At 70.6% G+C, this 21,993-nt stretch carries 21 protein-coding genes; 16 read left to right on the plus strand and 5 right to left on the minus strand.

Features of this window, described 5'->3' with window-relative positions:
* The first annotated feature begins 3 nt into the window (after positions 1-3).
* From U3653_RS00070 to mnhG, 12 genes are all read left to right on the plus strand, one after another.
* Positions 4-1,671 (plus strand): NAD(P)/FAD-dependent oxidoreductase, encoded by a 1,668-nt coding sequence (locus tag U3653_RS00070; RefSeq protein WP_195080746.1) that lies wholly within the window; start codon positions 4-6, stop codon positions 1,669-1,671.
* A 15-nt stretch (positions 1,672-1,686) separates the two neighbouring features.
* Positions 1,687-3,180, plus strand: coding sequence for an ATP-binding protein (locus U3653_RS00075; RefSeq protein WP_195080747.1), 1,494 nt, complete (start codon positions 1,687-1,689; stop codon positions 3,178-3,180).
* Positions 3,177-3,530 carry a UBP-type zinc finger domain-containing protein gene (locus U3653_RS00080; RefSeq protein WP_195080748.1) on the plus strand — a complete coding sequence of 118 codons (354 nt, stop codon included), beginning with the start codon at positions 3,177-3,179 and terminating at the stop codon, positions 3,528-3,530. Before U3653_RS00075 ends, U3653_RS00080 begins: the two co-directional genes overlap by 4 nt.
* 72 nt (positions 3,531-3,602) lie before the next feature.
* Positions 3,603-4,043 carry a hypothetical protein gene (locus U3653_RS00085; RefSeq protein WP_195080749.1) on the plus strand — a complete coding sequence of 147 codons (441 nt, stop codon included), beginning with the start codon at positions 3,603-3,605 and terminating at the stop codon, positions 4,041-4,043.
* A 56-nt stretch (positions 4,044-4,099) separates the two neighbouring features.
* The gene (locus U3653_RS00090) at positions 4,100-6,361 is read left to right on the plus strand and encodes an AAA family ATPase (protein WP_195080750.1); all 2,262 of its coding nucleotides are present in this window, start codon (positions 4,100-4,102) and stop codon (positions 6,359-6,361) included.
* A 131-nt stretch (positions 6,362-6,492) separates the two neighbouring features.
* Entirely contained in the window at positions 6,493-7,794 is a 1,302-nt protein-coding gene (locus tag U3653_RS00095) for a hypothetical protein (RefSeq protein WP_195080751.1), read from the plus strand.
* A gap of 110 nt (positions 7,795-7,904) precedes the next feature.
* Positions 7,905-10,808 carry a Na+/H+ antiporter subunit A gene (locus tag U3653_RS00100; RefSeq protein WP_195080752.1) on the plus strand — a complete coding sequence of 968 codons (2,904 nt, stop codon included), beginning with the start codon at positions 7,905-7,907 and terminating at the stop codon, positions 10,806-10,808.
* A complete protein-coding gene (locus U3653_RS00105; protein WP_195080753.1) occupies positions 10,805-11,182 on the plus strand; it encodes a Na(+)/H(+) antiporter subunit C in 378 nt (125 codons plus the stop codon). The genes U3653_RS00100 and U3653_RS00105 overlap by 4 nt, the downstream gene beginning before the upstream one ends.
* Positions 11,179-12,783 (plus strand): Na+/H+ antiporter subunit D, encoded by a 1,605-nt coding sequence (locus U3653_RS00110; protein ID WP_195080754.1) that lies wholly within the window; start codon positions 11,179-11,181, stop codon positions 12,781-12,783. Before U3653_RS00105 ends, U3653_RS00110 begins: the two co-directional genes overlap by 4 nt.
* The gene (locus tag U3653_RS00115) at positions 12,780-13,355 is read left to right on the plus strand and encodes a Na+/H+ antiporter subunit E (RefSeq protein ID WP_195080755.1); all 576 of its coding nucleotides are present in this window, start codon (positions 12,780-12,782) and stop codon (positions 13,353-13,355) included. Before U3653_RS00110 ends, U3653_RS00115 begins: the two co-directional genes overlap by 4 nt.
* Positions 13,352-13,612, plus strand: a complete 261-nt coding sequence (locus U3653_RS00120; RefSeq protein WP_067797007.1) for a monovalent cation/H+ antiporter complex subunit F — start codon at positions 13,352-13,354, stop codon at positions 13,610-13,612. The genes U3653_RS00115 and U3653_RS00120 overlap by 4 nt, the downstream gene beginning before the upstream one ends.
* Entirely contained in the window at positions 13,609-13,944 is a 336-nt protein-coding gene (gene mnhG, locus U3653_RS00125; RefSeq protein ID WP_195080756.1) for a monovalent cation/H(+) antiporter subunit G, read from the plus strand. Before U3653_RS00120 ends, mnhG begins: the two co-directional genes overlap by 4 nt.
* Positions 13,945-14,218: 274 nt before the next feature.
* Here the strand turns inward: mnhG and U3653_RS00130 are convergent, their stop codons facing one another.
* From U3653_RS00130 to napA, 5 genes are all read right to left on the minus strand, one after another.
* A complete protein-coding gene (locus U3653_RS00130) occupies positions 14,219-15,574 on the minus strand; it encodes a phosphatase PAP2 family protein (RefSeq protein WP_195080757.1) in 1,356 nt (451 codons plus the stop codon).
* A gap of 76 nt (positions 15,575-15,650) precedes the next feature.
* Positions 15,651-16,796, minus strand: coding sequence for a glutamate--cysteine ligase (locus U3653_RS00135; RefSeq protein ID WP_195080758.1), 1,146 nt, complete (start codon positions 16,794-16,796; stop codon positions 15,651-15,653).
* A 12-nt stretch (positions 16,797-16,808) separates the two neighbouring features.
* On the minus strand, positions 16,809-17,495 hold the full coding sequence (gene sodC, locus U3653_RS00140) for a superoxide dismutase[Cu-Zn] (RefSeq protein ID WP_195080759.1): 687 nt from the start codon (positions 17,493-17,495) through the stop codon (positions 16,809-16,811).
* Between the two features lie 160 nt (positions 17,496-17,655).
* Complete coding sequence (locus U3653_RS00145) at positions 17,656-18,213, minus strand: LytR C-terminal domain-containing protein (RefSeq protein ID WP_195080760.1); 558 nt, start codon at positions 18,211-18,213, stop codon at positions 17,656-17,658.
* Positions 18,214-18,261: 48 nt separating this feature from the next.
* On the minus strand, positions 18,262-18,615 hold the full coding sequence (gene napA, locus U3653_RS00150; RefSeq protein ID WP_195080761.1) for a nucleoid-associated protein NapA: 354 nt from the start codon (positions 18,613-18,615) through the stop codon (positions 18,262-18,264).
* A gap of 182 nt (positions 18,616-18,797) precedes the next feature.
* Here napA and U3653_RS00155 point away from each other — a divergent pair, with 182 nt between their 5' ends.
* The 4 genes from U3653_RS00155 (at position 18,798) to U3653_RS00170 (ending at position 21,939) form a co-directional block, all read left to right on the plus strand.
* The gene (locus U3653_RS00155) at positions 18,798-19,388 is read left to right on the plus strand and encodes a peptide deformylase (protein WP_195080762.1); all 591 of its coding nucleotides are present in this window, start codon (positions 18,798-18,800) and stop codon (positions 19,386-19,388) included.
* Entirely contained in the window at positions 19,378-20,379 is a 1,002-nt protein-coding gene (locus U3653_RS00160) for an N-acetylglutamate synthase, CG3035 family (RefSeq protein WP_195080763.1), read from the plus strand. The genes U3653_RS00155 and U3653_RS00160 overlap by 11 nt, the downstream gene beginning before the upstream one ends.
* A gap of 31 nt (positions 20,380-20,410) precedes the next feature.
* On the plus strand, positions 20,411-21,241 hold the full coding sequence (locus U3653_RS00165) for an exodeoxyribonuclease III (protein WP_195080764.1): 831 nt from the start codon (positions 20,411-20,413) through the stop codon (positions 21,239-21,241).
* Positions 21,242-21,312: 71 nt separating this feature from the next.
* Complete coding sequence (locus U3653_RS00170; protein ID WP_195080765.1) at positions 21,313-21,939, plus strand: TetR/AcrR family transcriptional regulator; 627 nt, start codon at positions 21,313-21,315, stop codon at positions 21,937-21,939.
* Positions 21,940-21,993: the final 54 nt, after the last annotated feature.

Below are 21,993 nucleotides of genomic sequence, written 5' to 3' on the forward strand. Positions count from 1 at the left end.
CAGGTGACTTCACCCGCTGCTACGAAACCGGCCATCCTGAGCGTCGACGACGACCCGGGCGTTTCCCGTGCGGTCGTCCGCGACCTGCGCCGCCGTTACGGCGCCGATTACCGGATTCTGCGCGCGGAATCGGGGCCGCAGGCGCTCGAGGCGCTGCGTGAGATGAAGTTGCGCGGGCAGCCGGTCGCCGTGTTGATCGCCGACTATCGGATGCCTGGCATGGACGGCATCGAGTTCTTGGAGCAGGCGATGGACCTGCACCCGTACGCGCGCCGCGTGCTGTTGACCGCCTACGCCGACACCAACGCCGCGATCGACGCGATCAACGTCGTCGACCTCGACCACTATTTGCTCAAACCGTGGGACCCGCCGGAGGAGAAGCTCTATCCCGTGCTCGACGGGCTGCTCGACGCCTGGCGCGGCAGCGAGCACCGGCCCGTCACCGAGACCAAGGTGGTCGGCAATCGCTGGTCGCCGCGGTCGTCGCAGGTGCGGGAATTCCTGGCCCGCAACCAGCTGCCCTACCGGTGGTACCTGGCCGACGAGCCCGAGGGCGCGCGCCTGCTGGAGGCGGCGGGCGCCGACCCCGAGCGCTGTCCGGTGGTGATCACGTCCGCGGGCGAGGCGCTGGTGCAGCCAACCGACAACGAACTGGCCCAGCACGTCGGCCTGACCGTCGACCCGGCGGGCGAGTTCTACGACCTGATCGTCGTCGGCGGCGGTCCCGCCGGTCTGGGCGCGGCGGTCTACGGCGCGTCCGAGGGTCTGCGCACCGTGCTCGTGGAGCGCACCGCCACCGGCGGCCAGGCCGGGCAGAGTTCGCGCATCGAGAACTATCTCGGCTTCCCCGACGGTTTGTCGGGTGCGCAGCTGGCCGACCGGGCCCGGCGGCAGGCGGCGAAATTCGGCGCGGAAGTGATCACCACGCGCGAAGTGGTGGGGCTGGAGGTGAACGGCTCGGCGCGCACCGTGCGGTTCGCCGACGGCGGCAGGCTGTGCGCGCACACCGTCATCATCGCGACCGGCGTCGACTACCGCCGTCACCCGGCGCCCGGCGTCGACGACTTCACCGGGCGCGGCGTCTACTACGGATCGGCCATGACCGAGGCGTCCGAGTGCGCCGACCACGACGTCTACATCGTCGGCGGCGCGAATTCCGCGGGCCAGGCCGCGGTGTTCCTGTCCCGCAACGCGCGCACCGTGCATCTGGTGGTGCGGGCGGATTCGCTGGAACAGTCCATGTCGCATTACCTCATCCAGCAGATCGGGCAGATCGCGAACATCGAGGTGCACACCAACACGGAGGTGATCTCCGCCGACGGCGACGATCATCTGCAACAGATCGTGCTGCGCGACAACCGCACCGGCGCCGAGGAGAAGGCCGACGCGGAGCGGCTGTTCCTGTTCATCGGGGCCGCGCCGCAGACCGATTGGCTCGACGGCGTCGTCAGCCGCGACGACGCCGGTTACGTGCTCGCCGGTCCCGACCTGATGGTCGACGGCGCGCGTCCGGCGGGCTGGGAGCTGTCGCGGCCGCCGCATCATCTCGAGACCAGCGTGCCCGGCGTGTTCGTGGCGGGCGACGTGCACGCCGAGTCGGCCAAGCGCGTCGCCTCCGCCGTGGGCGAGGGCGCCATGGCCGTCATGCTCGTGCACCGCTATCTCGCGTAACCAGGAGGCCCGCAGATGACTTCGAACCAGACCGCGGATCGCAGCAGCCGGTCGGTGTGCGATCCCGCCGAGCTGCGCACCCTGTTCCTGTTCGAGAAGCTGAACGACGAGCAGTTGGCCTGGCTGTGCGCCGACGGCCGGGTGGAGACGATCGAGCCGGGGGTGGTCTTCCGCGAAGGCGACCCGGCCACGTGTTTCTACGTGCTGATGGACGGCGAGCTGGTGCTCTCCAAGCAGTCCGGCGGCGCGGAGATCGAACTGGTCCGCACCGAGCATCACGGCGCCTACGCGGGCGCCTGGATGTCCTACATCGGCGACAAGGTCGATCAGACCTACAGCGGGACGATGCAGGTGACGCGGCCTTCGCGGTTCTTCGTGCTGGACGCCGACATCTTCGCCAGGATGATGCACGAGTGGTTCCCGATGGCCGTGCACCTGCTCGAAGGGGTGTTCTTCGGCAACCGCAACACCAACGCGCGCATCGGTGAGCGGGAACGGCTGCTCGCGCTCGGTTCGCTGTCGGCGGGCCTCACCCATGAGCTGAACAACCCGGCCGCCGCCGCGGTGCGCGCCACGGCGGGCCTGCGCGAGCGAGTCGCGGGCATGCGGCACAAGCTGGCCATGATGGCGGAGGGCAAATTCGATCCGTCGTCCCTCGGCGCGTTGGTGCGCCTGCAGGAGGAGGCCGCCGCCCAGGTCGCGAAGGCTCCGGAGCTGACGCCGCTGGAGGCCGCCGACCGCGAGGACGTGCTCGGCGAATGGCTCGAGGAGCACGGGATCGCCGACGGCTGGAATCTCGCGCCGAACTTCGTGCAGGCCGGGTTCGACACCGACTGGCTGGAGCGGGTGGCCGCCACCCTGGACGGCGCGCCGGAGCAGGTGTTCCAAGGGGCCGTCCGCTGGCTGAACTACACCATCGAGACCGAGCTGCTGATGAACGAGATCGCCGACTCGACCACGCGCATCTCCGCGCTGGTCGGCGCCGCGAAGCAGTATTCGCAGATGGACCGGGCGCCGTTCCAGGTGGTCGACATCCACGAACTGCTCGACAGCACCTTGGTGATGCTCAGCCGCAAGATCGGCGACGGCGTGCACGTGGTCAAGGAATACGACCGGACGCTGCCGCAAGTGCCGTGCTACGCGGCGGAACTCAATCAGGTCTGGACCAATCTCATCGACAACGCCGTGTACGCGATGAACGGCGAGGGCACGCTGACCATTCGCACCAGGCACGAGAACGATTGCGCTGTGGTGGAGATCGGCGATACCGGATCGGGGATACCGCCGGAGGCCCGCGGCCGGATCTTCGAACCGTTCTTCACCACCAAGCCGATGGGTGAGGGCACCGGCCTGGGGCTTGATATCTCGTTCCGCATCGTGGTCAAGAAACACAACGGCGACATCAGGGTGGACTCCGAGCCCGGCGACACCAGGTTCACCGTCTGGCTGCCGCTGCGCCGCCCCGAAGCGGAAGTCGTCGCCACGACCGACCAGGAAGGACAGGCATGACCGAGCAGATCGCGGGCATCGACCCGGCCGCACCACCGAGCGGTCCGGGGTGCCTGGAGTGCGAGCAGGTCTCCGGCTGGTGGGTGCATCTGCGCCGCTGTGCCCAGTGCGGGCATGTCGGCTGCTGTGACACCTCACCCGCCCAGCACGCCACCGCGCACGCCAAGAGCACCGGGCACCCGTTCATCCAGAGCTTCGAGCCGGGCGAGGACTGGTACTACAACTTCGAGACCGAAGAGATGTTCAGCGGCGGACCGGAATTGGCGCCGCCGCACAGTCATCCCGCCGATCAGGGCGCGCCGGGCCCGCGCGGACGGGTGCCAGCGGATTGGCAGGCACACATCCACTGACCGCGCCGCAACCGGTACGCTGCTGCGAACGCCGGGGCCTCCGGCGCAACGATCCACCCGGGAAAGCACGGTATGAAACGAACTTCCGCCATCGTCCTGATCGCCGGGACGGTGGGTTTCCTGCTGGCAGGCTGCGGCGGAGGGGACGAGTCCACCGACGCGAACGGATTGCGCAAGGGCTCGGTGAGCGCGACGGCGGCAGCCTCGGCCGCCCGTACGACGACCGCTTCCGGCACCGCGACATCGACCGCCCCGGCGGATACGGACACCACCACCACGACGAAGCAGCGCGATCCCGCGCTCGGTCCGGCGTCGAGCACCACCTGCGGTGAGTTCCGCAAGCTCGACACCGACGCGGAGAAAGCGCTGATCGAGCAGATCCTCGCGGAGAACCCGGGCGGCCCGTTCGACGGCAGCCCGAATGTCGCGCTCGGCACCGCCAAGCTGGTGTGCCTGGCGCCGAGCGTGGCCGGCACCTCGGTCGCGGTCGCCGCCGGAATCGTCGAGAAGTAGCCGCAGATCAGCTCGCGGGCCGTGACCGATCACCGGCCGCGCGGCAGAATGGCACAGTGGCAGAACTGGCACTCACCGCCCGCCTGAATTCGTCGGCCGCCGATGCCCGGCGCGGGGTGGTCCGCCTGCACCCGGAGGCGCTCACCGCGCTGGGGCTGCGGGAATGGGACGGGATCATGCTGGTCGGCTCGCGGCGCACAGCCGCGGTGGTCGGCATCGCCCGCCAGGGCACGCCCGCCGGGGTGGCCCTGCTCGACGACGTCACGCTGTCCAACGCGGGGCTGCGCGAGGATGCGACGGTGGTGGTCTCCCCCGCGACCGTCTACGGCGCGAAACAGATCACGGTGAGCGGTTCGGTGCACGCCACCCGCACCATTCCGGCCGCGACCCTGCGCCAGGCGCTGCTGGGCAAGGTCGTCACCGTCGGCGACGCGGTCTCCCTGCTGCCGCGCGACCTGGGCCCCGACATCAGCTCCACGGCAGCCACCCAGGCGCTGTCGCGCACCTTCGGCATCGCCTGGACCACGGAGTTGCTCACCGTCACCGGCACCGACCCGCGCGGGCCGGTGAGCGTGCAGCCGAATACCGCGGTGTCCTGGGGGGCCGGTGCGGTCGCCGCGCGGGACGCCGCCGATCTGGCCGGGGCGGGCACCCCGATACCGGTGGGCACGGCGTCGTGGGGCGCCACCGAAGCCGCCGCCATGGACACGGCCGCGGCCACCAACGGCGCCGCGATGGCCAGGATCTCGGCCGCCGACCTGCCGAGCATCTCGGTCGAAGAGCTCGCGGGCGCGCGCGGCCAGGCCGCGAAACTCCAGGAGTGGCTCAGCCTCGCGTTGGACGAACCCGAGTTGCTGCGCACGCTGGGCGCGCGCCCACATCTCGGCGTGCTGATCACCGGTCCGGCCGGTGTCGGCAAAGCCACGCTGGCCCGCGCGGTCGCTGGATCGCGGCGCGTGGTGGAGCTCGACGGCCCCAGCGTGGGCGCCGCCGAGAGCGGAGCGCGGCTGCGCGAGGTCGCCGAGGCGGTGGCCGATATCGGCTGCGGCAAGGGCGGCATCCTGCTGATCACCGACATCGACGCCCTGCTGCCCGCCGACCCGGAGCCGGTCGCCACGCTCATCCTCGACCAGCTGCGCGCCGCGATCGCCGGACCGTCCGTGGCCTTCCTGGCGACCACGTCGCACCCGGCCGGCATCGACCAGCGCTTGCGCGCCCCCGATCTGTGCGACCGCGAACTCGCGCTGCCGCTGCCGACCACCGCCGTGCGCAAGGCGCTGCTCGAGTATCTGCTGCGCCGGGTGCCGACCGCCGAGTTGCGGCTCGACGAGATCGCCGAGCGCACGCCCGGCTTCGTGGTGTCCGATCTGGCGGCGCTGTGCCGGGAGGCGGCCCTGCGCGCGGCCTCGCGGGCCAGGGAGCACGGCGAGCCGCAACTCACCCAGCCCGACCTGCTCGGCGCGCTCGAGGTCATCCGGCCGCTGTCGCGCTCGGGCATGGAGGAACTCGCCATCGGCAGCCTGAGCCTCGACGACGTCGGCGACATGGCCGAAACCAAGCAGGCGCTGACCGAGGCGGTGCTGTGGCCGCTGAAGCATCCGGATTCCTTCGCCCGGCTCGGCATCGAGCCGCCGCGCGGTGTGCTGCTCTACGGCCCGCCGGGCTGCGGCAAGACCTTCCTGGTGCGGGCGCTGGCCGGTACCGGTCAGCTCAGCGTGCACGCGGTCAAAGGCGCCGAACTGCTGGACCGGTGGGTCGGCTCGTCAGAGCGCGCGGTGCGCGAGCTGTTCCAGCGCGCCCGCGATTCCGCGCCATCGCTGATCTTCCTGGACGAGCTGGACGCGCTTGCCCCGCGCCGCGGGCAGAGCGCCGACGCGGGCGTCGGCGATCGGGTGGTCGCGGCGCTGCTCACCGAGCTCGACGGCGTGGAGCCGCTGCGCGACGTGGTGGTGCTCGGCGCGACCAACCGGCCTGAGCTGATCGATCCGGCGCTGCTGCGTCCTGGCAGGCTGGAGCGGCTGGTGTTCGTGCCGCCGCCGGACGCCGACGCGCGCAGGGAGATCCTGCGCACGGCGGGCCGCGCGGTGCCCTTGGCCGCCGACGTCGACCTCGACGCGCTCGCGGAGGAACTGGAGGGCTACTCCGCCGCCGACTGCGCCGCGCTGTTGCGTGAATCCGCGCTCGCGGCCATGCGCAGGGACGTGCACGCGGCCGACGTGACCGCCGCGGACGTGCTCGCGGCCAAGGCGGTGGTGCGGCCCTCGCTGGACCCGTCGCAGATAGACACGCTGCGCCGGTACGCGGACAGCCGCGGCTAGGTCACCAACCACCCCCATTGGACAATCACCGGCAAATCGTCGCTTCCCGCATTTTTCCCATCGGAGACATTTACGGGCGAATCGTCGGCAATCACAAGATCACGTGATCACCACGGGTATGTTCGACAACCGTGCGCAGGGTCGGCGACATTGTCGACGCGACCACGGCCTTCACGGGAGCCGCGGTCGCGGGCGTCACGCTGTTCCTGCCGGTCACCGTCAGCCCCTCCGGCCAGTCCGCCTCGTACCGGATCGCCGGGCTGCTCAACAGCGTGCCGCGCAGCGCGGCGCTGGGCGTGATCGTCGCCGTGGCGGTCGCCGTGCTGGTCGCCACCACATCGCGGCCGCTGACCGGGTGGGCGACGGCGACCACCGCCGCGCTGGCGCAGCTGATCAACCACTTCGCCGGACACCGGGTGGCCACCGCCGAGATACTGACCACGCAGAACTACATCGACTCGATCTGCGCGGCGGTGCTGCTCGGCGGCCTCGGCGCCGTGGTGCTGCGCAGGCCGCTGCCCGCCGCGGCGTTCGCGGTGGGCGGCGTCGGCTTCTTCGGCTTCGGCGATCTCGCGGGCGTGCTGAACATCAACGCCGACCCGTACGCGGTCCTGGAGACCCCCACGCGCTGGATGATCGGCGTGGCGCTCGCCCTGCTGGTGATCAGCACCTTGCACAACTGGAAGCGCACCGAGGAGGCGAAGACGCCGCGCATGGCGATCGCCCTGCCGGTGACGCCGATCCTCGCCGCCATGGTGCTCGCGCTGGTGGTGCTGGCGGGCACCGAATGGCTGGGCCGCCAGTACAGCAAACTGCCGGCGGAAGGTCACGCGGTGGAGATCGCGATCGTCGTCGCGGCGACGATCGTCAGCGCGACGGCGGCCGCCATGCTGCTGCCCGGCCGCGACGGCACCGGCGTGTATCTGGCCGTGAGCCTGACCGCCGCGGTCGACGCCGTGGGGTACGCGGTGCGGCCCGGCTGGACCTCCGCGGTGCTCATCGCGTTGACCGCGGCCGGACTCGTCGTCGGCGTCAGGATGCCGTCGACCGCCCTCGCCATCCTCCTGCTGACGGGCATCACGGTCTTCGCCCTGATCACCTCGACGTCCGCCGGCACCGTCGCCTTCGCGGTGATCAGCGGAGTCATCGCGCTGACCGCCGGTTACTGCTGCGGCACGGCCCGGCCGCACTACGCGCCCAGCGGCGTGCTCGCGATCAGCGCGCTCTATCTGCCTTCGGCGGTCTCGGTGATGCCGGACCGGGTCAAGGACTGGCGCGAGGACGTGGCGGTACACGACGCGGCTCCGGGCCGCACCGCGCTGGCCATCGTCATCGGCAGCGCCGTCGGGCTCGTCATGCTGCGCAGACTGCGGCCGCGCAGCAAGTCCCAAACGAATGGGCAACCGGAGAGCGAGTCATTAGCGGACATATAGCTTCGGTTCGGGCGGATGGCGTACACCATACTCACCCTTTCCCCGGAAAAAGCACGCCTTCCGTAGGCTTGTGCCGGACACCCCGCCGCCCCTACCCGACGGAGTGAAGTTTGCTCGCAATCCTGCTCGTGCATGCGGCAGCCGCCCTGGCGGCTCCGCTGTGGGTGCGGGCACTGGGGCGCAACGCTTTCTACCTGCTCGCGGTGGTCCCGCTCGGCGGCTTCGTCTGGGTGCTCGCGAATTGGTCCGAGCCGCAGCGAGTTCGGCTCACCTGGGCGCCTAGCATCGGCCTGAACATCGATCTGGGCTTCGACACGCTCGCGGCGGTGCTGTGCGCGCTGGTCCTCGGCATCGGGGCGCTGGTGCTGGTCTACTGCGCCCGGTACTTCGAGGACGACGAGCCGCGCCTCGGGGTGTTCGCCGCCGAGCTGGTCGCGTTCGCCGGAGCCATGTTCGGACTGGTGACCAGCGACAACATGCTGCTGCTCTATGTGTTCTGGGAGGCGACGACGGTGCTGTCGTTCCTGCTGATCGGGCACAACGCCGAGCAGGCGGCCAGCCGGAGGGCGGCGATCCAGGCGCTGCTGGTGACCGGCGCGGGCGGGTTGACGATGCTGGCGGGCATCGTCGTGCTCGGCGCCGCGAACGGCAGCTATCTGCTGTCGGATCTGCTCGGCGCACCCGCCCCGAGCGGGACGGCGGTGAATGTCGCGGTGGCCCTGATTCTGGTGGGCGCGCTGACCAAATCCGCCGTGGTGCCGTTGCATTTCTGGCTGCCCGGCGCGATGGCGGCGCCGACGCCGGTGAGCGCGTACCTGCATGCCGCGGCGATGGTGAAGGCCGGGGTGTATCTGATCGCGCGGCTCGCACCGGCGTTCGCGCAGAATCCGGTGTGGCATCCGCTGGTGCTCACTCTAGGCCTGGCCTCGATGCTGCTGGCCGGGCTGCGCTCGCTCCAAGTGGTGGATCTGAAACTGGTGCTCGCCTTCGGCACGGTGAGCCAGCTGGGATTCCTGATCGTGCTGGTCGGCCTCGGCACGCCCGCCGCCGCGCTGGCCGGAGTGACGATGATCATCGCGCACGCGCTGTTCAAGGCCTGCCTGTTCCTGGTGGTCGGCATCATCGATCACGGTGCGGGGACGCGGGATCTGCGCCGGCTGTCCGGGCTGGGCCGCCGGGCTCCGGTGCTGTGCGCCACCGCGGCGCTCGCCGCGCTCAGCATGGCGGGCATACCGCCGCTGATCGGCTTCGCCGGAAAAGAGAGCGCGCTGAACGCCGTCCTGGACTCGGACGTGCTGGCCGCGCCCGTGCGGGGCGTGGTATTCGCCGGGGTGGTACTGGGATCGATGCTGACCGTCGGCTACAGCGTCCGGTTCGTCTGGGGCGCTTTCGCGGACAAGCGCGGCGCGCCGGAACCCACTGCCGGCGCGACGCCCGTCGCCCACCATCCCAGCGAGGTACCCGTCGCCGAGGACCAGCCGGAAGCCGAGCGTCGCTTGCGCTGGCACCCGCCGGGTGCGCTGTTCCTCGCGGCGCCGGTGATCCTCGCCGTCGCGAGCCTCGCGGCCGGCTTCGCCCTGGCCTGGCTCGACGCACGGTTGCGCCCCTATGCCGAGACACTGGCCGGGCCGCCGCCTCCGCATCTGGCGTTGTGGCACGGATTCGACCCCGCGCTGGCGTCGACGCTGCTGATCGTCGCGGTGGGTGTGGTGCTGTGGCGGCTGCGCGACCGCTTCGCCGAATCGGCGCACCCGCGCCTCGGCAACGCCGACCGCGCCTACGACGCCACGCTGCGCGCGATGGACACCCTCTCGCTGCGGATGACCGGCGCGGTGCAGCGCGGCTCACTGCCGTTGAGCCAGGCCGCGATCCTGGTCACGCTCATCGTCCTGCCGACGGTCCTGCTCGCCGTGGGCACCCGCACGGGTGTCACGCTGCGCCTGTGGGATTCGCCGCTGCAAGCGGCCGTCGGCGCGGTCATGGCGGTGACCGCGCTCGCCGCGACGGTGCTGCGCAACCGGCTGGCGAGCGTGCTGGTCGTCGGCGTGACCGGATACGGCAGCGGCGTGATCTTCGCGCTGCACGGCGCCCCCGACCTCGCGCTGACCCAGTTCCTCGTGGAAACGCTGACCTTGGTGATCTTCGTGCTGGTCCTGCGCGCTTTTCCCGCGCGGATCGAGGCGAGCCGAACCGCCGCATTCAAGGTGCGCAGGGCGATGCTGGCCGCCGGAACCGGGACGGTGGTCGCGGTCCTGGCCGGGTTCGCCGTCGCGGCCCGCACCGCCGAACCCATCTGGCCCCGGATACCCGACGCCGCCTACGCGTTCGGCGGCGGGAAGAACGCCGTCAACGTCCTGCTCGTCGACCTGCGGGCCTGGGACACCCTCGGCGAGATCTCGGTGCTCGTCGTCGCGGCCACCGGGGTCGCCTCATTGGTATTCCGCAGCAGGCGTTTCGGCAGCGCGCCGCGTGCGACGGACTCCCCCGACTACGATCCGGAACTGGTGAGCTGGCTGCCCGCGGGCAGATTGATCGGCCGGGCCGAACGGTCGATGGTCCTGCAGATCACCACGCGGCTGGTGTTCCCGACCATCATGGTGCTGTCGGTCTACTTCTTCTTCTCCGGCCACAACGCTCCCGGCGGCGGGTTCGCGGGCGGGCTCACGGCGGGGCTGGCGCTCACGCTGCGGTATCTCGCGGGCGGACGCTACGAATTGGGCGAGGCGCTGCCCGTGGACGCGGGCCATGTCCTCGGCGCGGGCCTCACCCTGGCCGCCGGCACCGCGGTGTCGTCGCTGCTGCTCGGCGCGCCGCCGCTGTCCTCGGCGATCATCGACGTCTCGCTGCCGGTGATCGGCCACGTCAAGGTGGTCACCGCGCTGCTGTTCGATCTCGGCGTCTACCTCATCGTGGTCGGCCTGGTGCTGGACGTGCTGCGCAGTCTCGGCGCGCGGCTGGACAGCGAACTCGCCGACGCCGAGCCCCCCGCGGCGAACGGAGGTCCCCGGACGTGACCGCGAATCTGACCCTGCTGGTGGTGATCGGCATCCTGGTCGCGTGCGGGGTGTATCTCATCCTGGAACGCGCCGTGTCGAAGATGCTGCTCGGGCTGATCCTCTTCGGCAACGCGGTGAACCTGCTGATCATCACCGCGGGCGGCGGCAACGGCAAACCGCCCATCCACGGCTCGGCCGACACCGAGGAGATGGCCGACCCGCTCGCCCAGGCGATGGTGCTCACCGCCATCGTGATCACCATGGGCATCGCGGCGTTCGTGCTCGCCCTCGCCTACCGCGCCTACACGCTCACCACCAGCGACGACGTCGCCAACGATCAGGAAGACGTCGATGTCGCCCGGCGGCGCGCCGGAGAGGACCCGGAGACGTGACCCTCTCCCCCGGCCTGCTGCCGATCCTCGCTCCGCTACCGGTGCTCGTCCCGCTGCTGGGCGCCGCGGCCACGCTCGTGTTCGGCCGCAGGCCGCGCATCCAGCGCGCGGTCAGCGTCGGTGCGCTCGCCGGTGGCGTGGTGATCTGCGGGCTGCTGCTGTTCCTGGTCGACCGGGACGGCACCACGGCGGTGCAGGTGGGCGACTGGGCGGCGCCGATCGGCATCACACTGGTGGTGGACCGGCTGTCGGCGGCGATGCTGCTCGTCTCGTCCATCGTGCTGCTGTCGGTCAACCTCTACGGCGCGGGCCAGAACATCCGCGACGGCGACGAGCGGCAGCCGACCTCGATCTACCGGCCCACGTATCTGGTGCTCAGCGCCGGCGTCTCGGCCGCGTTCCTGGCCGGAGACCTGTTCAACCTCTTCGTCGGCTTCGAAATCCTGCTGGCGGCGTCCTTCGTGCTGCTCACCGTCGGCGCGACCACCGAACGCATCCGCGCGGGCGTGGCCTATGTGATGGTCTCCATGGTCTCGTCGCTGATCTTCCTCACCGGCATCGGACTCACCTACGCCGCCACCGGAACCCTGAACCTCGCCCAGCTCGCGGTCCGGTTCGGCGCCGTGCCCGACGGCACCCGCACGGCGATCTTCGGCGTGCTGCTGGTGGCGTTCGGCATCAAGGCGGCCGTCTTCCCCCTGTCGAACTGGCTGCCCGACTCCTATCCGACCGCTCCGGCGCCGGTCACGGCCGTGTTCGCCGGTCTGCTCACCAAGGTCGGTGTGTACGCGATCATCCGGACCCATTCGCTGCTGTTCCCCGACGGCGGCTTCGACTCGGTGCTGCTGGTGTGCGGCCTGCTCACCATGCTCGTCGGCATCCTCGGCGCCATCGCGCAGAGCGACATCCGCCGTCTGCTGTCGTTCACGCTGGTCAGTCACATCGGATACATGGTGTTCGGCGTCGGCCTGGCCAACGCGGCCGGGCTGTCGGGCGCGGTGTTCTACGTGGCGCACCACATTCTGGTGCAGACCACCCTGTTCCTGGTGGCCGGTCTGATCGAGCGACAGGCCGGATCGACCTCGCTGCGCAGACTGGGCGGGCTCGCCGCGGCCAGCCCACTGCTTGCCGTGCTGTTCCTCATCCCAGCGCTGAACCTGGGCGGAATACCGCCGTTCTCCGGGTTCATCGGCAAGGTCACGCTGTTGCGGGCGGGCGCGGAGAGCGGCAGCGTGCTGGCCTGGGTGCTGGTCGGCGGCGCCGTGCTCACCAGCCTGCTCACCCTCTACGCCATGGCCAGGGTGTGGAGCAAAGCCTTCTGGCGGCCTCGCGAGGACGCGCCGGAGGGCCATCTCACCGCCGCCAAGCCGCCCACGCTGATCGAGGAAGCGACCGACGTGCACTACGACGAGCGCACCGATCCCGGCCGGATGCCGCCGCTGATGGTGCTGTCCACGGCGGCGCTGCTGGCGGTGGGGTTGGGCCTGACGGTGCTGGCCGGGCCGATCCTCACGATCGCCGACCGGGCCGCGGCGGACCTGCGCGATCCCGGCGTGTACATCGGCGCGGTGCTCGGTGATCCGCACGGAGGCCCGCGATGAGCATCGAGCAGACCGGGCGGAGCCGCAAGCGCGATCTGACGGTCCGCATCGGCATCCTCATGTGGCTCACGGTGGTCTGGGTGGCTTTGTGGGGCGATCTGAGCACGGCGAATGTGCTGGGTGGACTGGCGGTCGCCGCGCTGATCATGGTCGCGCTGCCGTTGCCCCGCGTGCCGGTGTCCGGCCGGCTGAACCCGCTTCCCCTGCCCGAATTGATCCTGGCGAGCGCGTATTACGCGCTGGAGTCGAGTCTGCAGGTCGCCTGGTTGGCGATCCGCCCCGCGCCGCCACCGGTGTCCGGGGTGCTGCGCGTGTATTCCGCCACGCGCTCGGACCTGGTGCTGGTGCTGTGGACCGACCTGCTCAACCTGATCCCGGGCACCATGGTGCTGGAGATCGACCGCAGGCGCTGTGTCGTCTACGTGCACGTGCTCGACGTCGGCAGCGACGCGGCGGTGGCCGCCTTCTTCCGCACCACCCGGCGGCTGGAACGCCTGCTGATCGAAGCCTTCGAACGCCCGACCGGGTGGCCGTACTCCCGGCCGCCCTCACCCCCGGAGGTGACATCGTGACCGTCGTCGCCGTCATCGCTGCCGTCATCCTGACCGCGGCGGCACTGCTCACCACATATCGCGTAGTCATGGGCCCGAGCACGCTGGACCGGGTGGTCGGCATCGACTCGTTGATGGCCATAGCCGCCTCCGGGCTGGCCGTGTGGGCCGCCTACAGCGCCGACACCACCGTGGTGCCCGCGATCGTCGCGCTGGCGCTGGTGGGGTTCCTCGGCTCGGCCGCGGTGTCGCGATTCCGGGTGCGAGACGACACATGAATCTGTGGCACGTCTTCGCGGGCGTCCTGATCCTCTTCGGCTCGACGCTGGCGCTCACCGCCGCGATCGGGATCGCGCGCTTCCCCGACACCCTGACCCGGATGCACGCCGCCACCAAGCCGCAGGTCATCGGGCTGATCCTGGTGCTGGCGGGCGCCGCGATCCAGCTGCGCGGGCACGGCAACGTCTGGGCGCTGGTGCTCGTCGGGCTGTTCACCCTGCTCACCGCCCCGGTGATCGCCCACCTGATCGGCCGCACCGCCTACCGCGAGCAGCGCCACCGCGACGGCCTGCTGCGCGTCAACGAGCTGCGCGACGACGACATCGATTAGCCGCGACCGGCCTCAGCGCGCGACGGGCTCGACGCCGACCAGCCGCACGCACGGGCCTGCAGCGCACCACGGGCTAGCGCACCACGGGCTCAGCGCCACGACGGGCTCGACGCCGACCAGCCGCACGCACGGGCCTGCAGCGCACCACGGGCTAGCGCACCACGGGCTCAGCGCCACGACGGGCTCGACGCCGACCAGCCGCACGCACGGGCCTGCAGCGCACCACGGGCTCAGCGCCACGACGGGCTCGACGCCGACCAGTCGAGCGCGCGGCTCAGCGCGCGACGGGCTCGACCTCGGGTGTCGCTTGCCGCGGCTGCCGCGCGGTCGCGAACCACGTCGCGTGGAACGCCGCGGCCAGTCCGGCCAGCAGTCCGAGCACGACCGTGCCCGCGAGCACCGGATACTCGGCCATCGGGACGGCGAGGTACCGGTAGGACAGCAGCAGCGCGGCAAGCACGACCGCACCGGTGCCGACCAGCCGGATCCGGAACCATCCCCAGCCGCGCTCCGGTTCGCGCAGCGCCGACTCGACGGTGAGGCACAGCACCGCGCCCGCGACCAGGTCGACGCCGTAGTGGTAGCCGAACCCGAGGGTGGCGGCGAGCGTCGCCAGCAGCCAGAACGCGCCGCCCCAGCGCAACCAGCGCGGGGCGGGTTCGCCGTCGTCGTCGCGGCGGGTATGCAGGAACACCGACAGCGCCCACGCGGTGTGCATCGAAGGCATGCAGTTGCGCGGAATCGGCGCGTCGAACGACAGCGGCAACGGCGTCCGATCGATCGGCGGCACCACTCCCGGCCAGTAGTTGCCCAGTTGCAGCCCGTTGCCGTCCGGCCCGTACGCGAACATCGGACCGACCACGGGGAAGAGCACGTACACCAGGGGGCCGATCAAGCCGAGCACCAGGAAGGTGCGCACCAGGTAGTGCGACGGCCACCGGCCCGACGACGTCACTCGGCGCAACTGCCACACGGCCACGACGATCGCCGCCACCGGCAGCTCGATGTAGACCCAGTGCAGTACCGCGTAGGCGACGGGCCCGAGCGCGTCCACTGCCCGCCCGAGCACCCACGACGGATCACCCAGCGCGTGATCGGCCAGGATCACGTATTCATCCAGCACCGTGGGGCTGCCGAGCACGGTGATGTGCAGCCAGACATCGCCGACCTTGGTGGCCAGCACGAGCAACGCGCCGAGCGCGACGGCGTGCAGCGCGTCCCGCCGTTCGGCGCCGGACCAGCGCAGCCAGGCCACCAGCGCCAGGCCGGTCAGCACGAGCACGGGGCCGTTTCCGATCGCGAACGGCTCGCCCGCAAGCAAGCGGACGGCCGCCCACACCACATCGACGGCGACCGCGGCGCCCACCGCGATCACCCGGCGCAGGGCCGAGAGGCCGACCAGCGCGAGCACCAGTCCGGCCCACGGCACCGACATGGATTTGGGTGTGCCGATGTAGTCCCGCCCCAAGCTCTCCAGCGGACCTTCGAATCCCTGCCACATGGCGACGCCCTGCAGCACGATCAGCAGAACCGGCACCGCGCCCACCGCCGCGGCGACCCGGACCCGAGTGGGCGATACGCGGCGCGCGACCGCGCTTCCTACGCTGGAACCCGGGTTTTCGACAAGCATCCGACCATAGTAAACGGGGGGTGAACGCCGTCCCCCTGGCCAGCTGAACAGCAACCGACCGGTACCCGGCGGGTCGTTACTGTTTCAACTCCTCGACCAGCGCGTCCACCACGGCGACCAAATCGCCCTGCGACGCAGCGGCAACCCGGCGCTGCCGCTGATAGGAGGCTCCGCGCTTGGGGATCTCGGCGACCAGCGCGAGTTCGTCCGCGCAGCCGAGGCGCGCGGCCGTCGGCTCCAGCCGGTTCAGCAGATCGTCCAGATCGTCGGTGACCAACCGCTCGTTGCTGTCGGAGTCGGTGATGATGATCGCGTCCAGCCCGTAACGCGCGGCGCGCCACTTGTTCTCCTGCACGTGCCACGGCGGCAGCGTGGGCAGCGTCTCGCCGTTCTCGACGCGGCGGTCGAGGTCGACGATCAGGCAGTGGATGAGCGCGGCCATCGCGGCGAGTTCGGCGCGTGTGGAGATGCCGTCGCAGACCCGCACCTCGATGGTGCCCCACTTCGGCGCCGGGCGGATGTCCCAGTGCATCCCGCCCAACTGCGTGAACACACCGGTTTTGACTTCGTCGTGCACGAAATGCTCGAACTGGGTCCAGTTCTCGAACTGGAACGGCAGACCCGCGGTCGGCAACTGCTGGAACATCAACGTCCGGTTGCTGGCGTAGCCGGTATCCGATCCGGACCACATCGGCGAGCCCGCCGACAGCGCCAGCAGGTGCGGGTACGACAGCAGCAACGAGTTGAGGATCGGAAAGACCTTGTCGCGGTGCGAGACTCCGACGTGCACGTGCACGCCCCAGATCATCATCTGGCGACCCCACCACTGCGTGCGCTCGATCAGCTCGTCGTAGTGCTCCGACCGGGTCAGCTGCTGGGCCGACCACTGCGCGAACGGATGGGTGCCCGCGCAGAACAGATCGACGCCGAGCGGGTCGGCCGCGCGCCGCACCGTGTTCATCGTGCCGGTGAGATCCTCCACCGCCGCGCCCACCGTGTCGTGCACGCCGGTGACGAGTTCGACGGTGTTGCGCAGCAATTCCTTGGTGACCTGCGGCGTTCCGTCGTGGGCGCGCAGGTCACCGAGGGAATCGAAGACCTCGGCGGCGGTATTCGACAGATCGCGGGTCACCTTGTCCACCAAGGCGATCTCCCATTCGACCCCGATGGTGGGCCGGGGCGAACCTTCGAAGGGAACGTGCTCGATTCCTGCCCCGGCCATATACCACCCGCGCTACTGGATCACGCCACAGGCGACACGGCCACCCGCGTCGCCCGTCGCTAGGGTCGACTCGTCGGGACCCGCGACGCCGTCGGCGCGGGAGTAACGGTTGGGGATGTTGCCGAAGTTGTCGGCGTCGGCGTGGATGATCAGGGCCTTGCCCTTCACGTCGTCCAGCGTCACCGCGTCGGTGGTGGTGACCAGCTTGCCGACGCCGTCGCCACGCACCTCGAGCGAGGTCAGATCACCGCTGGCTGGATGCGCGTTGGCGCTGCCGACCTGCAGGTGACCACCGGCGGAAAGGAAATCGCCCGCCGGGCCGCCGGTCGGCGCGACCGAGTTCGGCTCGCACTTGCCGACCTGGTGCACGTGCAGGCCGTGGAAGCCGGGACGCAGCCCGTGGGCCTCGACGGTGATCTGCAGGTGGTTGCCGTCCTTGGCGAAGTTCGCGGTGCCGACCGAGGCGCCCGAGGGGTCCTTCAGCTGGACGTTCACGCCCTGCTCGGTGTTCGGCGTTCCGCCGTGCTCGGTGCTCGACTGCCCGGCGGGGGCGGGGGACCCGGTCCACACCGGCGGAGTCGTTCCCTGGACGTCACTCGACTCCTGGCTGTTCGAGCAGGCGGCGAGGCCGAACACCGCGACCGCGAGCACCGGGGTCACAGTCCGCCAGGAAGGGCGTCGAGTTGTGGACGGGGCCATCGGGGAACTCCTTTACGAGTACCGAGTTTACGAGTAAAGCTGGGTGGACACGTTCGTTACCGGACAAGATGATGCCACGCCGTCCCGCCGTGCCCCCGACAGGGCGGCGCGCCCTCACCTGTGTTCGCCGGTCGGAGCGTGCGACCAGCGTCCACACGGGTCAGTTACCCGTGACGATCACCGTTACACCCGGCGCGGTGTCCCCGATCGCGCTCGACTTCGGCGCCACCGACGCGCCGAGCTGGTCCGCGATGGCCTGCGCGGCCTCCTTGTCACCGGACGAATCCCCGTAGTACACGGTGGTTTTGGCGATGCTGGCGCCCGGGTAGTTGCCCGTTTCCGCGATCGTCCACCCGCTCGCCTCGAGCTGACCCGCGGTTTTCGCGGCGAGTCCGGGCACCATGCTGTTGTTGAGCACGCGTACCGGGACCGAGCGCGCCGCCGTGGAGGTGGTCGGCGCGGCGGTGGTGGTCGGCGTCACGGTCGCCGCCGCGGTGGACGAGATCGACGCCTTGGGCGCGGTGGTGCTCGCCGGCACCTGAGGCGCGGCGCTCGCGCTCGAGGTCGGCGATTCGCTGGTTCCCGAGGCGTCGGTGTCGGCGTCGGAATTCGACAGCGACATCGCGCCGAGCCCTGCGAAGACGATGGCCAACGCGATCAGCACCATCGCCAGGGCGCGCAACGGTGGCCCACCGGAGGTGGGGTTCGGGTAGCTCACGTCCGCGAGCCTAGTCGCACGAAGCGGGTCCGGGTCCGCATCGCCGGGTCAGGCCTGGAATCCGAGCCGCCGCGCCGCGCGCGCCTTCTGCCTGCTCGCTCGCAGCCTGCGCAGCCGCTTGACCAGCATCGGGTCGGCCGCCAGGGCCTCCTGCCGGTCCACCACCGCGTTCAGCACCTGGTAGTACCGGGTCGGCGACATGGCGAACAGCTCGCGGATCGCCTCCTCCTTCGCCCCCGCGTACTTCCACCACTGCCGCTCGAAGGCAAGGATGTCGAGTTCGCGACGGGTCAGTCCGCTACCGTCGGCCTGCTCGGCCGCGGCGTGCTCCGTCGTGCCGTCTTCGCTCGCGGAAGGGCCGTTGTGGGTCGCGGGAAGATCCCGTGCCGCTGCGCCGTCCATCTCGCTCCCTCGCCGAGTGACCACCAGACGAAAATGGTGCTTGTACGTCGCGGAACATTCAACCACGCGCCGGGAGAATCGCCCGGCCCACAGCGCGGCGTGTTCCCTACCGGCCGGTAGTCCCGGTCACGGGTTCGGCACCCGAGGCGCTGTGACGTGGCGCGCACGGCAATAATTGGCGCATGGCAATCCTCCCGATCGTGATCGTCGGCGACCCGGTTCTGCACAACCCGACCGAGCGGGTCACTCGATCGCCGGAGGAATTGGCTCCGCTCATCGCGGACATGTTCGAGACGCTGGACGCGGCGCACGGCGTCGGGCTGGCGGCCAATCAGGTGGGCGTTCCGCTGCGCCTGTTCGTCTACGACTGCCCCGACCTCGGCGCGGACGGCACCGCCACCCGCCGCCGCGGCGTCGTGGTCAATCCGGTGCTGGAGACCTCGGAGATCCCCGAGACCATGCCGGACCCGGACGACGACGAGGAGGGCTGTCTGTCGGTGCCAGGCGAGCAGTTCCCCACCGGCCGCGCCGAATGGGCGAAGGTGACCGGCACCGACGAGCGCGGCGAGCCGGTGGAGGTGGAGGGCAAGGGCTTCTTCGCCCGCATGCTCCAGCACGAGGTCGGGCACCTCGACGGGTTCCTCTACGTGGACGTGCTGATCGGCCGCAACGCGCGGGCCGCGAAGAAGGCGATCAAACGCAACGGCTGGGGCACACCGGGTCTGAGCTGGCTGCCCGGCACCGACCCCGACCCGTTCGGGCATGACGACTGACCCCGCGGCCGGCCTGCCCGATATCCCGCTCGGTCGTCGCGTGGTGCTGCGCTACCAACTGCCCGCGGGTTATCCACAACCGCTGACCGACGTGATCGGCGAACTCGTCTCCCTCGATCCGCCGACGGTGCGCGGCGCGGGCGGCGAGCTGGTATCGGTCGCGCCGGAACGCGTGATCGCGCTGAAAGCCATCGGTCCGCGACCGATCCGCATCAGGGAGATCCGCGCGCTGGAAGCCGCGGCCGCCTACGGCTGGCCTGGCGTCGAGCACGCGTGGATCGACGGCTGGCTGGCGCGCGCGGGCCACGGATACACCGGGCGCGCGAATTCCGCTGTGCCGCTGGGCAACTCCGACGGTCCCGCCACCGTGTCGGCGGAGACGCTGCACCGGATCGGCGAGTGGTACACCGCGCACGGCCTGCCCGTGCAACTCGCGCTGCCCGATCGGCTGGCCCCGGTGCCGCCCGGCTGGCACAGCTGGCGGCAGACGATCGTGCTCGCCATCGATATCGACAACTTCGTGCTGCCGCAAGGCCCTTCGATGGTGCGGATCGCGCCCGCTCCCCACGCGGACTGGCTGGAGATGCACCGTCACAGCGGTGAAGACCCCGGCGCGCAGACGGTTCCCGCGCCCGATCCCGACGTGCTCACCGCGGTCATCGGCGGCGAACTCGGCTTCGCCTCGCTCGGTCTACCGCGTCCCATCGCGATCGGCCGCGGCGCGCTGACCACCGCCCCGGACGGGCGACGCTGGATCGGCCTCACCTGCGTGGCCGTCGCCGCCGCGCACCGCAGGCACGGACTCGGCTCGCTGGTCTGCGCCGAACTGATCCGCTGGGGCCGCGACCGCGGCGCGACCCACGCCTATCTCCAGGTGGAAGCCACCAACGAACCGGCCCGCGCGATGTACCGCGAACTGGGCTTCATCGAGCACCACACCTATCGCTACGCCGCGCCGGAACCGATCGCCGGGCCCGGCGGCCTGCGGTAGAACAGATCTGACACCCCGAAGGAAGGCCGCAGTGCGTCTCGCCACCTGGAACGTCAACTCCATCCGCTCCCGGCTCGACCGCGTCGCGGACTGGCTCGACCGCCAGGACATCGACGTGCTCGCCATCCAGGAGACCAAGTGCCGCGACGACCAGTTCCCCTTCGAGCGCTTCGACGAACTCGGCTACGAAGTCGCCCACCTGGGGATCAACCAGTGGAACGGGGTGGCGATCGTCTCCCGCGTCGGCCTCTCCGACGTCGAGTTCGCCTTCCCCGGCCAGCCCGGCTTCGACAAAGACGCGGGTGAGTCGCTGATCAGCACGCCGGTGGTCGAGTCGAGGGCGATCGGGGCCACCTGCGGCGGCGTGCGGGTGTGGAGCCTGTACGTGCCCAATGGGCGAACGCTGGGCGATCCGCATTACACGTACAAGCTGGAATGGCTTGCCGCGCTGCGCGACAACGGCGCGCGCTGGCTGGCCGAGGACCCGCAGGCCAAGATCGCCCTGGTGGGCGACTGGAACATCGCGCCGACCGACGACGATGTGTGGTCCGTGGAGTACTTCGCCGAGAAGACGCACACCTCGCAGCCGGAGCGCGACGCCTTCCAGGCCGTCGTGGACGCCGGGTTCGCGGATGTCATGCGTCCGTTCGCGCCCGGACCGGGCGTCTACACCTACTGGGACTACACGCAGCTGCGCTTCCCGCGCAAAGAGGGCATGCGCATCGATTTCATCCTCGCCTCCCCCGCGCTCGCCGCCACCGTGAGGGACGCGATGGTCGATCGTGAGGCGCGAAAGGGCAAGGGCGCCAGCGACCACGCCCCGGTGATCGCCGAGTTCGCCGACGAACCCGGGTCCGCGTGACCCGCCCGGCACAGCCGCCCTTCCCCCGCCGCAGCAGCGGCAACCGGACCACCGGCGGCAGGTTGGGCGGCATGAACAGCGACGCGTCCGTGGGGCAACGGCAGCGGGCGCAGCACCTCGGCCCGGAACGCCGCCGCCCGCAGGTGCTCGACACCGCGCTCGCCATCGCCGTCGAGGACGGCATCGCCGCGGTCACCATGGCCGCGATCGCGGAACGGATGAACGTGACCAGGCCGGTGGTCTACGCCTGCTTCGCCGATCGCGTCGAGCTGATCGAGGCGTTGATCCAGCGCGAGGAGGGCTATCTGGTCAGCGGCGTGCTCGAGGTGGTGAAGCCACGCGATGTGGACGCCGACGAGACCGTGTTCGTCCAGGGGTTTCGCGCACTGCTGACGAAGGCGGCGACCCGGCCCGACGCCTGGCGGCTGGTCTACGGCAATCCCGACCCCGCCGTCGCGAAGTCGTTCGGGCGCGGCCGCGCGCTCGTCATCGAGCGCTGCACCAAACTCCTGCGCCCCACGCTGCGCGCGTGGGGCACGGTGGACGCCGAACGCAAGTTGCCCGTGCTGGTGGAGCAGTGGGTGTCGGCGGGGGAAGGGGCGGTGCGCGCGCTGCTCGCCGACCAGGACGGCTGGACACCGGCCGACCTCGGCGCGTTCGTCGGGGCCTCGGTCTACCGCGCCCTGCGAAACGCCTGATAGACGCGTCGGCCGCACTACGATGGTGATCAACTGTCCGACCACCGGCTGGCG

The sequence above is a fragment of the Nocardia implantans genome, assembly GCF_035544775.1.
GTDB lineage: Bacteria > Actinomycetota > Actinomycetes > Mycobacteriales > Mycobacteriaceae > Nocardia > Nocardia implantans.

What these genes read in the sequence shown, in the direction of transcription:
- U3653_RS00075 (WP_195080747.1), top strand. Translation starts at nt 1,687, where the DNA reads ATGACTTCGAACCAGACCGCGGATCGCAGCAGCCGGTCGGTGTGCGAT.
- U3653_RS00135 (WP_195080758.1), bottom strand. Translation starts at nt 16,796, where the DNA reads ATGGCCGGGGCAGGAATCGAGCACGTTCCCTTCGAAGGTTCGCCCCGG.
- U3653_RS00170 (WP_195080765.1), top strand. Translation starts at nt 21,313, where the DNA reads ATGAACAGCGACGCGTCCGTGGGGCAACGGCAGCGGGCGCAGCACCTC.
- U3653_RS00085 (WP_195080749.1), top strand. Translation starts at nt 3,603, where the DNA reads ATGAAACGAACTTCCGCCATCGTCCTGATCGCCGGGACGGTGGGTTTC.
- U3653_RS00130 (WP_195080757.1), bottom strand. Translation starts at nt 15,574, where the DNA reads ATGCTTGTCGAAAACCCGGGTTCCAGCGTAGGAAGCGCGGTCGCGCGC.
- U3653_RS00115 (WP_195080755.1), top strand. Translation starts at nt 12,780, where the DNA reads ATGAGCATCGAGCAGACCGGGCGGAGCCGCAAGCGCGATCTGACGGTC.
- napA (WP_195080761.1), bottom strand. Translation starts at nt 18,615, where the DNA reads ATGGACGGCGCAGCGGCACGGGATCTTCCCGCGACCCACAACGGCCCT.
- mnhG (WP_195080756.1), top strand. Translation starts at nt 13,609, where the DNA reads ATGAATCTGTGGCACGTCTTCGCGGGCGTCCTGATCCTCTTCGGCTCG.
- U3653_RS00080 (WP_195080748.1), top strand. Translation starts at nt 3,177, where the DNA reads ATGACCGAGCAGATCGCGGGCATCGACCCGGCCGCACCACCGAGCGGT.
- sodC (WP_195080759.1), bottom strand. Translation starts at nt 17,495, where the DNA reads ATGGCCCCGTCCACAACTCGACGCCCTTCCTGGCGGACTGTGACCCCG.
- U3653_RS00160 (WP_195080763.1), top strand. Translation starts at nt 19,378, where the DNA reads ATGACGACTGACCCCGCGGCCGGCCTGCCCGATATCCCGCTCGGTCGT.
- U3653_RS00155 (WP_195080762.1), top strand. Translation starts at nt 18,798, where the DNA reads ATGGCAATCCTCCCGATCGTGATCGTCGGCGACCCGGTTCTGCACAAC.